The organism is Cryptosporangium minutisporangium, from assembly GCF_039536245.1.
Classification (GTDB): Bacteria; Actinomycetota; Actinomycetes; order Mycobacteriales; family Cryptosporangiaceae; genus Cryptosporangium; species Cryptosporangium minutisporangium.
In genome coordinates this window covers 132561-146406 of record NZ_BAAAYN010000038.1, presented here as the reverse complement: position 1 = coordinate 146406, position 13846 = coordinate 132561, and the positions used below count along the sequence as shown (strand labels likewise).

Genomic DNA, 13846 nt, shown 5'->3' with positions numbered 1-13846 from the left:
GATGAAGACCAGAGCTGCCGTGTTGTGGGACCGCAACCAGCCGTGGAGCGTGGAAGAGGTCGACCTCGACCCGCCCAAGGCCGGCGAGGTGCTCGTCAAGCTGATCCACACGGGTATGTGCCACTCCGACGATCACGTGGTCACCGGGGACATGCCCGCGATGACGCCGGTCGTCGGCGGCCACGAGGGCGCGGGCATCGTCGAGGAGGTCGGTGAGGGCGTCACGTCGCTGAAGCCGGGCGACCACGTCGTACCGATGTTCATCCCCGCGTGCGGGCAGTGTCGCTGGTGCGCGCAGGGCCGGTCGAACCTGTGCGACGTCGGCGGGACGCTGATGATGGGCGTCGGCCTGGACGGCACCACCCGGCTGCACGCCCGTGGCCAGGACGTCTACACGATGGTCTTCCTCTCGACGTTCAGCCAGTACGCGGTGATGAACGAGCACTCGCTGGTGAAGATCCCCGACGACATTCCGCTGGACGTCGCGGCGCTGGTCGGCTGCGGCGTCACGACCGGCTACGGCTCGGCCGTGAACACCGCGAAGGTGCGGCCCGGCGAGACCGTCGTCGTGGTCGGCATCGGCGGTGTCGGCGCCGCCGCGGTGCAGGGCGCGCGCATCGCCGGCGCGGAGCAGATCATCGCGGTCGACCCGATCGAGTTCAAGCGGGAGCAGGCCAAGATCTTCGGCGCCACGCATACCGCTGCCAGCGTCGCGGACGCCACCGAACTGCTCCGGGAGATCACGCCCGACGGCATGATGGCCGACGCCGCGATCTACACCGTCGGGGTGGCCCGGGGCGACGAGGTCGCCGGCCTGATGGCGCTGGTCTCCAAGGGTGGCCGGGTCGTGATCACCGCGGTGTCCCCGATGGAGGACACCACCGTCACGATGTCGCTGTTCGAGCTGACGATCTGGCAGAAGGAGCTCCGCGGGACGCTCTTCGGCGCCGCGAACGGTCGCAAGGAGATTCCTTCGCTGCTCCGGCTCTACCAGTCGGGCCACCTGCTGCTCGACGAGATGATCACCAACCGGTACACCCTCGAGACGATCAACGAGGGGTACAAGGACATGCACGCCGGGGTGAACATCCGCGGGGTGATCGATCTTGACCACGGTTGAGAGCCCGCATCTGACCGACGGGAACTTCTGGGGCGCCGATCCGCACTCGGCGTTCACCTGGCTGCGGGCGAACGACCCGGTCTACTGGGATCCGCACGGCGAGGTCTGGGGCATCACCAAGCACGCCGACGTCCGGGAGGTCTCGCTCCACCCGGAGCTGTTCTCCAACGCCGGTGGGATCCGGCCGGACTCCCCGGCGACGCCGATGATGATCGACCTGGACGACCCCGCGCACCTGCGGCGTCGCAAGTTGATCAGCAAGGGGTTCACGCCACGGCGGGTCGCGGACCAGAAGGCGCGGATCGACCAGATCACGCACGCGCTGCTCGACCGGGTGTGCGAGAAGGGCAGCTGCGACTTCGTCTGGGACGTCGCGGCGTGGCTGCCACTGATCGTCATCGGCGACCAGCTGGGCGTCGTGCCCGACCGGTACGACGACCTGCTGCGCTGGTCGGATGACCTGATGCGGGGTCAGGGCCAGATGGACGACCCGGTGCTGCAGGAGAAGATGATCGCCGCGTCGGTGGAGTACGGCGAGTACTTCAACGGCGTGCTGGCCAACCGGCGCGCGACGCCGACCGACGACCTGATCGGGGTGCTGGTCCACGCCGAGGTCGACGGCGAGCGGCTGGACGACGAGACGCTCTACTTCGACTCGTTGCTGCTGCTCATCGGCGGGGACGAGACCACCAGGCACGTGATCACCGGCGGTCTCTACCAGCTCCTGGCCGACCGCACCCGGTGGGAACGGCTGCGGGCCGACCGCAGCCTGCTGCCGGGTGCGATGGAGGAGATGCTCCGCTGGGTCAGCCCGGTCCGGAACATGGCCCGCACGGTCACCAAGGACCTGACGTTCCGCGGCAAGGAGATGAAGGCCGGGCAGAAGCTCCTGCTGCTCTACCCGTCGGCCAACCGGGACGAGGACGTGTTCGACGACCCGTTCACGTTCGACCTGGAACGGCACCCGAACAACCACCTCGCGTTCGGCGTCGGGTCGCACTTCTGCCTCGGCAGTTCGCTCGCGAAGCTGGAACTGGAGTCGATTTTCACCGCGCTGCTCGACCGGCTACCGACGATCACGCTCGCCGAGCGGGACGAACCGGAGCTCCGGCCGGCGACGTTCGTCAGCGGGTACGAGGGGCTGAAGGTGGCGTTCGACCCGACTGCGCCGCACGGTGTATCGCTCTGAAGGGGCCGCCCCCGCTGCGGGAGCACGGCGCGCTCCGTGGTCGGGGCGCGCCCCGACCACGGAGACGATCTCCGCGCGCGACAAGATCGTCGACGCAACGCTGAGCTGCATCAGGCAGTACGGCATCGAGCGGACGTCGATCAGTGCGGTAGCGGCGTGCGCGGGTGTGTCCCGACCGACCGTGTACGCGTACTTCCCGACCCGGGACGCGATGGTGGCCGCGGCGATGGAGCGGTCCGGCGCCGCGGTGGCCAGCCGCGTCGTCGCGTCCGCTCGTCGCCGGGCCAGGACCGCGGGTGAGTTCGCGGTCGAGGCGCTGGTGGTGGCCCGGCGCGAGTTCCGCAAGGAGCCGGCGTTCTATCCGATCAGCCATGCCCGCACCGACCCGTGGGCGACCGACCAGAGACTCACCGAGGAGTCGCTGGCTCTCACCCGCTCGATCCTCGAGCCGATCGTCGACTACGACCCGCGGCTGGCACCGCACCTCGACGAGATCACCGAGACGCTGGTCCGGTGGTTGCTCTCGCTGCTGATGTACGACACGAAACGGACCTCGAACGAGGCGCGACTCCGGGCGTACCTCCGCCGGATGGTCGAGCCGATGATCGACGCCGCCGGGTCATGAAACCACCGGTCAGGCGTTGCACGGTCGCGGCCGTTGTACCGTCCGCGACCGTGCAACGCCTGGACGCAGCCCCAGGCCTCGGAGCACCAGGCCTAGGAGCACCAGGCCTAGGAGCGCCGCAGGTCGTCGGCGAGCAGATCGATGAAACCGTCGGCGATGCGGTAGACCTCGCTCATCCCGACGCCGTGATGGATCGCCTGGGTCAGCATCGAGTGGATGATCGCCCACATCATCGTCGCGGCGTCCTCGGCGCGGTCCAGGCCGAGGGGAGCAAAATCCTCGACCAAGCTCGCCTGCGCGGCCTCCGCGAACTCGGTCAGCAGCGCCTTGGCATTCGGGTCGGTGCTGCTCTGCAACAGCACCTGGACCTTGTAGAACTGCGGCTGCCGCTCGAACGCAGTGATCACGCCCCGGATCCGGGACCGCAGGTGACGCTCGGCCGAGCCCTGTTTCGACCGGCGCTCCCGGCTCCGGCCGAGCGCGGACCACTCCAGCAGCACCGCCGCGTAGAGGTGCTCCTTCGAGGAGAAGTAGCGGTAGAGCGTGCCGAGCGCGACACCGGCCTCCTGGGCGACGTCGCGGATCTGGATGCGGTCGTACTCCTGGTTCTGCAGCAGCTGCAGCGCGGCCAGGACGATCCGCTCCCGGCGCGCGAGCTGCCAGGCGGGCAGCCCCTGCACCGAGAGCCCGCCGGTCGTCCCCTGCGTCTGCTCCGCCATCGACCGCCTTCTCGGAATTCTGGGAAGCCCCGACTCTACGGAAGCACCGTACTGGACACCCGGGGATCAACCACGTGGCAGCCGCAGGACACGTTCGGCGATGACGTTCAGCTGGATCTCGACCGTTCCGCCCCCGATCAGCTGCGCCGGCGTGCCCAGCTCGCGCCGGGCGACGTCCACCGCGCCGCCGCGCACCGCGGCCTCCGGTCCGATCAGCGCGAACGTGAGCTCGGCGGCGTCCCGGTGCAGCTGGGCCGAGGCGACCTTGGCGACGCTGGCGCCGGCCCCCGGCTGCTGCCCGGCGAGCCGCCGCAGCGTCTCCCGGATGTTGAGCGCCGCCACCGCGCTGCCGTAGGCGTGCACCTGGCCGAGCGCCCGGACGGCGTCCGACCGGGCGCCACCGTAGAGGTTCTTCGCGATCACGTCGCGGATCGGGTCCTCGTCGACGCTGCCCATCGTCGCGCTGATCGCGGTGCGCTCGTTGCCGAGCGTGGTGATCGTGAGCCGCCAGCCTTCGCCGGGCGCCCCGACCAGGCAGTCGTCGGGCACGAAGACACCGTTGAGGAACACCTCGTTGAACTCGGCGGCACCGGTGGCCTGACGCAGCGGCCGCACGTCGACGCCGGGCGAGCTCATGTCGACGAGGAAGTAGCTGATCCCCTTGTGCTTGGGCGCGTCGGGATCGGTCCGGGCGAGGCAGATGCCCCAGTCCGCCTGGTGGGCACCGGAGTTCCACACCTTCTGCCCGTCCAGCCGCCAGCCGCCGTCGACCTTGACCGCCTTCGTGGACAGCCCGGCGAGGTCGGATCCGGCGCCGGGCTCGCTGAACAGCTGGCACCAGACGATCTCACCGCGCAGCGTCGGACGGGCGAACCGCTCGGCCTGCTCCGGCGTGCCGTGCGCGAGGATCGTCGGCATCGCCCAGTCGCCGATCACGATCGAGGGCGGTGTGATCCCGCGCCGGGCGAACTCCTCGGCGATCACGAGCTGCTGCACCGGCGTCGCGTCCAGGCCCCAGGGCGCCGGCCAGTGCGGCGCGATCAGCCCGGCGTCGGCCAGGTGCGTGCGGCGCGGGCCGGTGCGGTACACGGGGCTGTCGGCGCTGTGCCTGCGCGCCTCCGGCACGGTGTCCTCCGGATGGGTGAGCGCCGCGTCGATGATCGCGCCGACCCGGGCCCGGAACTCGGTCTCGACACCGGCCACCACCACGCTGCTCGACCGCCGCGAGTCCAGCGCGGCCTCGCCCAGCTGCACCAGCCACGACCCGGTCGGGCCGCTCACCGCGGCCAGGCTCATCGCCCGCCGCCAGTAGAGGTGGACGTCGTGCTCCCAGGTGTAGCCGATGCCGCCGAAGAGCGTCACGGCCTCGCAGGCGGCGTCCACCGCGCGGCCCAGCGCGACCACGGCCGCACCGCCGACCGCGAGCCGCTGCTGGTCGACGTCGGCGTCGAGGCTGCGGACCGCGTCCCAGGCCGCCGCCGCGGCCAGCTCGGCCGCGACGAACAGCCGTGCCGCCTTGTGCTTGACCGCCTGGAACGACCCGATCGGACGCCCGAACTGCTCGCGCACCATCGCGTACTCGACGGTGGAGCGCACGCACCAGGCCATCACGCCGGCGACCTCCGCGGCGCGGAGTGCGGTGATCAGGTAGCGCACGGCGTCCGCGTCCACCCCGTCGAGCTCGGCGTCCGCGGGGACCGCCACCCCGTCCAGGTCCAGCCGTCCGATGTCCCGGGTGAGGTCCACGCCCTCCTCGGCGACGCGACGCAGCCGGTCGGCGGCCCCGCCTCCACTGTCCGAGGGGTCCACCCGCAGCCATACCGTCCGGTCCCCGGCCACCGCACCGACCACCAGGACGTCGGCCGCGAGCAGGCCGAGCACCGGGCCGCTCCGCCCGGTCAACGTCCAGCCGCCGTCGGAGGCCACCGCGGTCAGCCCGTCGCCGGGTGGCACCAGGGCCGCGGTCGCGCCGGCGGCCAGCGCGTCGAGCAGAGCGGTGCGGGTGGCACCGGCCGACGCCCGGGAGACCACAGCGGAGGTCAGCACGGTGGGGCCGAACGGCCCCGGCAGCAGCCCCCGCCCCGCCTCCTCCAGCACCACGGCCAGCTCCGCCAGGCCGCCGCCCTGCCCGCCGTGCTCCTCGGGGAGGTGCACCGCGTGCAGACCCTGGGCGACCAGCGCCGGCCAGTGTGCCGGGCGTTCGCCGACGGCCAGCGCGTCGAAGGCCTCCCGGGTGCCGGACACCGGCGCGTACCGGGCGACGAAGCCGCGCACCGCGGAGCTGAGTTCCTGCTGCTCTTCGGTCACCGCGATGGACATACAACTCCTCGAGTTCGCGTCGGCCGGTACCGCCCACCGTAAAGGAATTGGATTCTGGTTGTACAGCGTCGCGATCCGTTGAAAATAGACTTGGATTTCAATACTGTCGACGCCACCTCGCCGCTCTCCACCGGCCTCCGGAGGTCCGATGGTCTACCCAGGCAGCCACGCCCGATCCCGCCCCGACCACCCGGCCGTGGTGATGGCCGACGGTGGAACGCTGACCTACGCGGAGCTGGAGAGCCGGTCCCTCCGGCTCGCGGCGGCACTGCGGAGCAGCGGCCTCCGGCGCGGTGACGGCGTCGCACTGATCGCGGAGAACCACCTCCGCTTCTTCGAGGTGTACTGGGGCGCGATGCGGTCCGGTCTGTACTTCACCGCCGTGAACTGGCACCTCGCTCCGGCGGAGGCCGCGTACCTGATCGCCGACTCCGGCGCACGGGCGCTCGTCACCACCGGGCAGCAGGCGGAGACGGCCGCCGAGGCGGTCGCGACGGCGCCGGACTGCCGAGTACGGCTCATCCTCGACGGCGCCGCCGAGGGCTTCGTCTCCTATGACGACGCGCTCGCGACGGCCGACGGCACCGCCCTCGACGACCAGCCGCTCGGCCAGGTCATGCTGTACTCCTCCGGCACCACCGGACGGCCGAAGGGGATCCGGCGCGCGCTCCGCGACGTCCAGGTCTCTGATCCGGAGGCGGCCGGCGTCTCCCGGCTCGGCAGCGCGCTGCTGGGCATGGGGCCCGACACCGTCTACCTGTGCCCGGCGCCGCTCTACCACGCGGCCGGACTGCAGTGGTCGGCCGGCATCCACGAACTGGGCGGCACGCTCGTGGTGCTGCCCCGGTTCGACGCCGAAGACCTGCTCCGCACGATCGAGCGCCATCGCGTCACCCATGTCCAGGTGGTGCCGACGATGCTCGTCCGGCTGCTCAAGCTGCCGGCGGAGGTCCGGCGGCGGTACGACCTGTCGAGCCTCCGCGCCGTGGTGCACGCGGCGGCGCCCTGCCCACCCGAGGTCAAGCGGCAGACGCTCGACTGGCTCGGGCCGATCGTCCACGAGTACTACGCGGCGACCGAGGGCGCGGGGCTGACCTACATCGGGCCTCAGGACTGGCTCGCGCACCCGGGGTCGGTCGGGAAGGCACTGCTCGGCGAGCCGCACATCTGCGACGAACGCGGCCGGGAATTGCCGCCCGGCGAGCCGGGGCTGATCTACTTCGGGCAGGCCCAGCCGGCTTTCGAGTACCACCGCGCGGCCGAGAAGACCGCGGAGAGCCGGCATCCCGAGCACCCGAACTGGGCCACGACCGGGGACGTCGGCTACCTCGACGAGGACGGCTACCTCTACCTCACCGACCGGAAGAACTTCACGATCATCTCCGGCGGGGTGAACATCTACCCGGCCGAGATCGAGTCGTGCCTGACGATGCACCCGAAGGTCGGCGACGTCGCGGTGATCGGGCTGCCCGACCTGGAGATGGGCGAGCGCGTCCACGCGGTCGTCGAGCCCGCACCCGGGGTCGCCGGGACGCCCGAACTGGCCGACGAGCTCCGCGCGTACGCCCGTGCGCACCTCGCGGGCTTCAAGGTGCCGCGCACCGTCGACTTCCGCGCGGAGCTGCCCCGGCTGCCCACCGGCAAGCTGCGCAAGAGCGATCTGCGGGCGGAGTATCTGGACACCGCACGCAGCTGACCCGTACTTTATACAAAATATAGAATCCGGCCGTCCCCGCTCCCCGGAGGGCTCCGATGCTGACCAACGACCTCGACCGCCTTCCACCCGACATGCGGACGGCGATGACCGGCCCGGGAAGTCCCTTCGAGCTCACCCGGGAAGACGTGCGCGGTGTACCGATGACCGTGTTCGCCCGGCGCCCCGCGCACCTGCCCGCGCTGCTGCTCGCCGCCGCCGAACAGCACACCGACCGTCCCTACCTGCTCTTTCCCGACCGGCAACTCACCTACAAGGAGACCGTCGACCAGATCCCCGCCGTGGCCGCCGCTCTCCGCCAGGTCCACGGCGTCCGGCGGGGTGACCGCGTCGCGGTGGTGGGGCCGAACAGCCCCGAGTACGCCCTGACGCTGTGGGCCGTGGCCTGGCTCGGAGCGATCAGCGTCAGCCTGAACGGCTGGTGGACCGGTACCGAGATGCGCCACGGGCTCGCCCTCGCCCAGCCCCGCCTGCTGATCGGCGAGGAGCGTCAGCTGTCCCGGCTCGACGACGGTCCGGGCGTACCGACGCTGACGTTCGCCGAGCTGTTCGCCTCGCTGACGCCCGGTACGGCGGGCGTCCCGGTCGAGCCGGACCTCGTCGAGGACGACGCGGTGTCGATCCTGTTCACCAGCGGCACCACCGGCCGCCCGAAGGGCGCCGTGATCACCCACCGCGGGCTGGTCAACTTCGCCCAGGACAGCCAGCTGCGCGGCTACACCGAGGCGATCGTGTCCGGCCAGACCGATCCGCCGCCCGGTCCGCCGGTCGCGCTGGTGGTCAGCCCGTTCTTCCACATCTCCGGGCTCGCGCCGCTGATGGCGGGTGGCCCGTTCAACGGGATGACGATGGTGTTCCCGCCGCGTGGCCGCTGGGACCCGGAGCTCCACCTGGAACTGACCGCGCGGTACGGCGTCACCCAGTGGTCCGGCGTCCCGACCCAGCTGCTGCGGCTGCTCCGGATGTGCCAGGCCGACCCGGGCCGCTACGACGTCAGCACGTTACGGACGATCGGCATGGGCGGTGCGCCGATCTCCACCGAGCTGGCCGTCCTTCTCGGCAGCGTGATCCCGAACGCGCGCCCGGCCCAGGGGTTCGGGATGAGCGAGACGTGCGGCCAGGGCACGACGATCGCCGGTGCCCGGATGGTGGCGCATCCTCAGTCCGTGGGTCTGCCCACCCCGACGTCGGAACTCGCGCTGCGGGACGTCGACGGGCAGGGCATCGGCGAGATCTGTCTCCGCACGCCGAGCATCTTCCTCGGCTACTGGGGTGATCCGGCCGCCACCGACGCGGTCCTCGACGCCGACGGCTGGTACCGCACCGGCGACTACGGCCGCATCGTCGACGGCATGCTCCAGCTGGAGAGCCGGCTGCGGGACATGATCATCCGCGGCGGCGAGAACATCTACCCGATCGAGATCGAGAACCGCCTCTCCGAGCACCCCGACCTGCTCGATGCCGCGGTCATCGGCGTCCCGCACGACGAACTCGGTCAGGAGGTCATGGCCGTCGTCGTCGCGCGCGACGGAGCCGGGCTGAGCGCGGCCGACGTCCAGGAGTGGGCGGGCCGGGTCCTGGCGCCGTTCAAGGTGCCCGCGCACGTCCGGTTCGTCGACGCCCTTCCGTACAGCGCCACCGGCAAGCTGCTCAAGCGCGAGCTCGAGAAGCAAGTCGCGGCGTGAGTCATGGACACGGCCTGAGTGATGGACACGGACTGAGCAGTGGACGCTGACGGGGACGACCTGCACGGCTGGGGGCCGGCGCTCGAGGAGATCGCGCGCCGGAAGGCCGCGGCACTCCGGATGGGCGGCCCGGCCCGGCTGGCCCGGCAGACCGAGCGCGGACGGCTGGACGCGCGGGCGCGCTTGGCCGCGCTCTTCGACCGGGGCTCGTTCTCCGAGCTGGGTGTGCTGATGGGCGCGACCGAGGACCCACCGGTCAACGCGGACGGGTTCGTGGCCGGGTGGGGCCGGATCGACGGGCGGCCGGTGCTGGCCGGCGCCGAGGACGTCACGGTGCTCGGCGGTTCGATCGGTGCGAGCTCGTCGGACAAGCGCTACCGGCTCTGCCAGCTGGCCGGCCAGGAGCGCGTCCCGCTGGTGATGCTGCTGGAGGGCGCGGGGCACCGGGTCACCGAGACCGGGCGTCCCGGGCGGCGCCCCGGCGATCTCGGCGCGATGGTCGATCTGTCGGGGCGGGTGCCCCTGGTCTGCCTGGTGCTCGGCGCCTCGGCCGGGCACGGGGCACTATTCGCGCCGCTCTCGGACTACGTCGTGATGACCGACACCGCGTCGATCTTCGCCGCCGGTCCCCCGCTGGTGCGGTCGGCCACCGGCGAGGTGATCTCCAAGGAGGACCTCGGCGGCCCGGACGTCGCGGTGGCGACCGGCGGTGTCGTGCACGACGTCGTCCCGGACGACGCGGCGGCGATCGCGCGGGCCCGCGGCTACCTGGCGCACTTCCCGGCCAACGCCGGGCAGCCGCCGCCGGTGCGGTCCGGCACCGACGTCGGCCGGCGTCGCGTCGACGTCCTCGGCGTGATCCCGCCCGACCCCCGGCGGCCGTACCGGATCACCCCGGTCCTGGAGGAGATCGTCGACGACGGGGAGTTGTTCGTCGTGCAGGCCGGGTTCGGCGCGTCGATCGTCACCGCGCTGGCCTTCCTCGGCGGGCGCAGCGTCGCGATCGTCGCGAACGACCCGAGCGTCCGGGCCGGCACGATCGACCGCGACGCCGCCGACAAGGCCGCGCACTTCCTGCAGGTCGCCGGTGCGTTCGGGCTGCCGTGTCTGTTCCTCGCCGACAACCCTGGCGTGCTGGCGGGCAGCGGGGCCGAGCGGAGCGGGATCCTGCGGCACGCCGCCCGGTTCTACGCCGTCCAGCATCGTCTCCGCGTCCCGAAGCTGCACGTCACGCTGCGCAAGGCGTTCGGGTTCGGCTCGTCGGTGATGGCGATGAACCCGTTCGACGGCCAGACGGTGACGCTCGCCTTCCCGTCGATCACGCTGGGCGCGTTGCCCGCGGCGTCCGACGCCAGCGCGATCGACGACCCGGACGAGCGGGCCCGGATCGCCCGGGAGCAGGCCGCCGCGTCCCTGAACGGCGCCGCGAGCCTCGCGTACGACGACGTGATCGATCCGCGCGAGTTGCGGAACGCGCTGCTGGCCGGCTTGGAGCTGGCCGACTCCCGCGGCGGGCAGCCCGCCCGAGGATGGACGTCGGAGGGGATCCTGCCGTGAAGCTCGGATTGAGGTTGAACCTCTACCGGGCCGCGCGGCTCGAGGTGCCGGTCGAGACGGTGCGCGCCGCCGAGCGGCTCGGTTACCACTCGGTGTGGACCGCCGAGGCCTACGGGTCCGACGCGCTGACGCCGCTCGCGTACCTGGCCGCCACGACCCGCCGGATCCGGCTCGGCACCGCCGTCGTGCAGCTGGCGGCCCGGCCACCCGCCACGCTGGCCATGCAGGCGATGACGATCGACGCGCTGGCCGGTGGCGGCCGGCTGATCCTCGGCATCGGACTGTCCGGCCCGCAGATCGTCGAGGGCTGGTACGGCCAGCCGTGGGGGCGTCCGCACACCCGGCTGCGGGACTACGTCACGATCGTGCGCAAGATCCTCGACCGCACGGAGCCGGTGACCCACGACGGGCGCGAGATCCAGCTGCCGTACACCGGGCCGGGCGCACTGGGTCAGGGAAAGCCGCTCCGGTCGATCCTGCACCCGGAGGCACCGATCCCGCTCTGGCTCGCCGCCGGTGGCCCGAAGAACACGGCGCTGGCCGCGGAGATCGCCGACGGCTGGCTCCCGATGGGCCTGGGACCGGCCGGTGTCCCGTCGTCGATGCGCGGACGTCCGGAGTTCGACGTGTTCACCGGCGCGACCGTCCGGATCACCGACGACGTCCGCGGCACGCTGGACGCGATGCGGCCACTCACCGCGATGTACGTCGGCGGCATGGGCAGCGCCACGCACAACTACCACCGGGACGCGATGGCCCGCCGGGGGTTCGCCGAGGCCGCCGACCGGGTCGTCGAGCTGTGGCGGGCCGGGCGCCGCGCCGAGGCCGCGGCCGCGGTGCCGGACGAGTACCTGGAGCAGTCCGCGCTGCTGGGGCCGGTGGCACGGATCCGCCGCCGGTGGAACGAGGGGTTTGTGCCGCCCGGCGTCACCGGCGTGATCATCGACGCCGCCGGCGTTCCGGAACTCGAGTTGATGGCGGAGCTGACATGAACGACCTACTTCTCGTGGACGCGCCAGCGGACGGCGTCCGGCGGCTGACGCTGAACCGGCCGGAGAAGCGCAACGCGCTCTCCCCCGCGCTGCTGACCGCGCTGCTCGACGCGCTGCGGGCGCACGACGCCGACCCGGACATCCGGGTGACGATCGTCCGGGGCGCGGGCGCGTGTTTCTCGTCCGGGTACGACTTGTCGACGCCGCTGCTGGAGGGTGCGGACGCCGCGCCCGGCGACGGGCAGTGGGCGCGCCAGGCCAACGACACCTGGTTCCGCCTGTGGGATCTCGCGAAACCGGTGATCGCGCAGATCCACGGCTACGCGATCGCCGGGGCGACCGAGCTGGCGTCCGCCTGCGACCTGGTCTACGTCGCCGAGGACGCCCGGATCAGCTACCCGGTCGTGCGGGTGGCCAGCCCGCCGGACTGGCAGTACCACACGGTGCTGCTCGGGCTGCGGCGCGCGATGGAGCTGATGCTCACCGGCGACGCGGTGGACGGCGTCGAGGCCGCCCGGATCGGGTTCGCGAACCGGGCCTACCCGGCGGAGCGGCTCGAGGCGGAGGTGCTGGCGGTCGCCGTCCGGATCGCCGGGATCCCGAGCGACCTCACCCAGCTCAACAAACGCTCGGTGCACCGGGCGTTCGACGTCTGGGGCGCCCGGGCCGCCATCCGTGCCGGCACCGAATTACAGGCCCTGGCCGCCCACACCGAGTCGGCCCGCGCGTTCCGCGCCAACGCCCTCGACGCCGTGAAACGCGCCGCTCGCGGCGAGTAACCAACGCGCGACGCCACCCCCGATGAACGCCCGACTACGCGATCGGCAGTTGAGCCCGCCGCGCGGCTCAACGCCATACGGACCTATCGGTTGTTGCGATTACGACCACATGCCGTGGGCGCCGACCCGTGAACGCGCTCTCGAAGTCCGCCGAGTTCGCGTCGCCAGTGAGCGCCCTCATGCTGGCGGTCGCCGTCCGGATCGCCGGGATTCCGAGCGGCCTCACTCCTCTCGACGAACGCTCGGTGCGCCTGGCGTTCGACGTCTGGGCGCCCGGGCGCGGTTCAGCGCCCCAACGGTCCGCGCACCGTGCGGTCGGAGACCGCGTAGCAGACGACCATGGTGAGCCCTCGCTGCCAGGCCTCCGCCGACGCCGCGGTCGCGCTCGTCCGCACGCCCGGCCGGGTGCCGCCCAGGTACCGGCGCACCACCTGGTCGCAGCGGTCGACGGCGCCGCGTACCGACGCGTCCTGCGGCGGCACCGCACCGGGCCGACCACCGAAGTCGATCGCGCTCACCGCCTCGCTGCGGTGCGGCTCGGTACAGGGGACGGTCCGACTCGGCTCGTCCAGTGGGGCCGCGGTCAGGCACTTCCGGTACGCGCCGAGCCCGCCCTCGAGGACCCCGGCCAGCGACGCCGTCTGGTCCACCGCGCTGTCGTCCGGGCCACGCTCGCCCAACAGGCAGGCGTACCAGCGCTCGCCCCGGTCCCACTGCGCGCGAGTCGGCCCGTACTCCCGCGCGGTCAGCCGGGACGCGTACGCGTCGGGGCTACCGAGATAGCCCGGTAACTGCCGCTCGCACGCCGCCTCGACCGTGGTGAGATCCGGCGGGTAGGTGGCACCGGACGGGAGTGCGGCCGACCGCATCACCTCGTAGAGGTGCGGGCGCCCGCACTCCACCGTACGCACCTCGTACCGACCGTCGGCCGCCAGGCAATCCCCCGCGCGGTAGGGACCCACGCCGACGCCGGGAGACGAGGCCGACGACGCCGACGGGGAGGCCGACGCCGATCTCGACGGGCGGGCGTCGGGCTCACCGGAGCATCCCGCGCCCACCAGCGCCAACCCGAACGCCAGGGCGACCACGACGGATCGCTGCGGACGTCGCACGAGAGACACCTCCATCCGTCACCTCGGACCGTCCT

Annotated in this window: 11 protein-coding genes; 8 read left to right on the top strand and 3 right to left on the bottom strand. The window is 72.2% G+C overall.

What is annotated here, in order from left to right; genetic code table 11:
• Window position 1 precedes the first annotated feature (1 nt).
• Genes ABEB28_RS27700 through ABEB28_RS27690 form a run of 3 tightly spaced genes read left to right on the top strand, consistent with a single transcriptional unit; the run spans window position 2 to window position 2934 of the window.
• Window positions 2-1120, top strand: coding sequence for an NDMA-dependent alcohol dehydrogenase (locus ABEB28_RS27700; RefSeq protein WP_345731163.1), 1119 nt, complete (start codon window positions 2-4; stop codon window positions 1118-1120).
• A complete protein-coding gene (locus ABEB28_RS27695) occupies window positions 1107-2309 on the top strand; it encodes a cytochrome P450 (protein WP_345731162.1) in 1203 nt (400 codons plus the stop codon). Before ABEB28_RS27700 ends, ABEB28_RS27695 begins: the two co-directional genes overlap by 14 nt.
• A complete protein-coding gene (locus tag ABEB28_RS27690; protein ID WP_345731161.1) occupies window positions 2296-2934 on the top strand; it encodes a TetR/AcrR family transcriptional regulator in 639 nt (212 codons plus the stop codon). The genes ABEB28_RS27695 and ABEB28_RS27690 overlap by 14 nt, the downstream gene beginning before the upstream one ends.
• 107 nt (window positions 2935-3041) lie before the next feature.
• On the opposite strand, the gene ABEB28_RS27685 is transcribed toward ABEB28_RS27690, so the two are convergent.
• The gene (locus ABEB28_RS27685; protein ID WP_345731160.1) at window positions 3042-3653 is read right to left on the bottom strand and encodes a TetR/AcrR family transcriptional regulator; all 612 of its coding nucleotides are present in this window, start codon (window positions 3651-3653) and stop codon (window positions 3042-3044) included.
• 66 nt (window positions 3654-3719) lie between these two features.
• A complete protein-coding gene (locus ABEB28_RS27680) occupies window positions 3720-5972 on the bottom strand; it encodes an acyl-CoA dehydrogenase family protein (protein WP_345731159.1) in 2253 nt (750 codons plus the stop codon).
• 148 nt (window positions 5973-6120) lie between these two features.
• On the opposite strand from ABEB28_RS27680, the gene ABEB28_RS27675 reads away from it, so the two are divergent.
• Genes ABEB28_RS27675 through ABEB28_RS27655 form a run of 5 tightly spaced genes read left to right on the top strand, consistent with a single transcriptional unit; the run spans window position 6121 to window position 12699 of the window.
• The gene (locus ABEB28_RS27675) at window positions 6121-7668 is read left to right on the top strand and encodes an acyl-CoA synthetase (protein ID WP_345731158.1); all 1548 of its coding nucleotides are present in this window, start codon (window positions 6121-6123) and stop codon (window positions 7666-7668) included.
• 56 nt (window positions 7669-7724) lie between these two features.
• The gene (locus tag ABEB28_RS27670; protein WP_345731157.1) at window positions 7725-9371 is read left to right on the top strand and encodes a class I adenylate-forming enzyme family protein; all 1647 of its coding nucleotides are present in this window, start codon (window positions 7725-7727) and stop codon (window positions 9369-9371) included.
• A 39-nt stretch (window positions 9372-9410) separates the two neighbouring features.
• Window positions 9411-10928: an acyl-CoA carboxylase subunit beta gene (locus ABEB28_RS27665; protein WP_345731155.1), complete on the top strand. Its 1518-nt coding sequence runs from the start codon at window positions 9411-9413 to the stop codon at window positions 10926-10928.
• Window positions 10925-11920 carry an LLM class flavin-dependent oxidoreductase gene (locus ABEB28_RS27660; RefSeq protein WP_345731154.1) on the top strand — a complete coding sequence of 332 codons (996 nt, stop codon included), beginning with the start codon at window positions 10925-10927 and terminating at the stop codon, window positions 11918-11920. Before ABEB28_RS27665 ends, ABEB28_RS27660 begins: the two co-directional genes overlap by 4 nt.
• Complete coding sequence (locus ABEB28_RS27655; RefSeq protein ID WP_345731153.1) at window positions 11917-12699, top strand: enoyl-CoA hydratase-related protein; 783 nt, start codon at window positions 11917-11919, stop codon at window positions 12697-12699. Before ABEB28_RS27660 ends, ABEB28_RS27655 begins: the two co-directional genes overlap by 4 nt.
• A gap of 284 nt (window positions 12700-12983) precedes the next feature.
• Here ABEB28_RS27655 and ABEB28_RS27650 read toward each other — a convergent pair whose 3' ends face one another.
• Window positions 12984-13826 (bottom strand): septum formation family protein, encoded by an 843-nt coding sequence (locus ABEB28_RS27650; protein ID WP_345731152.1) that lies wholly within the window; start codon window positions 13824-13826, stop codon window positions 12984-12986.
• Window positions 13827-13846: the final 20 nt, after the last annotated feature.

What these genes read in the sequence shown, in the direction of transcription:
- ABEB28_RS27670 (WP_345731157.1), top strand. Translation starts at nt 7,725, where the DNA reads ATGCTGACCAACGACCTCGACCGCCTTCCACCCGACATGCGGACGGCG.
- ABEB28_RS27700 (WP_345731163.1), top strand. Translation starts at nt 2, where the DNA reads ATGAAGACCAGAGCTGCCGTGTTGTGGGACCGCAACCAGCCGTGGAGC.
- ABEB28_RS27685 (WP_345731160.1), bottom strand. Translation starts at nt 3,653, where the DNA reads ATGGCGGAGCAGACGCAGGGGACGACCGGCGGGCTCTCGGTGCAGGGG.
- ABEB28_RS27675 (WP_345731158.1), top strand. Translation starts at nt 6,121, where the DNA reads ATGGTCTACCCAGGCAGCCACGCCCGATCCCGCCCCGACCACCCGGCC.
- ABEB28_RS27655 (WP_345731153.1), top strand. Translation starts at nt 11,917, where the DNA reads ATGAACGACCTACTTCTCGTGGACGCGCCAGCGGACGGCGTCCGGCGG.
- ABEB28_RS27650 (WP_345731152.1), bottom strand. Translation starts at nt 13,826, where the DNA reads ATGGAGGTGTCTCTCGTGCGACGTCCGCAGCGATCCGTCGTGGTCGCC.
- ABEB28_RS27680 (WP_345731159.1), bottom strand. Translation starts at nt 5,972, where the DNA reads ATGTCCATCGCGGTGACCGAAGAGCAGCAGGAACTCAGCTCCGCGGTG.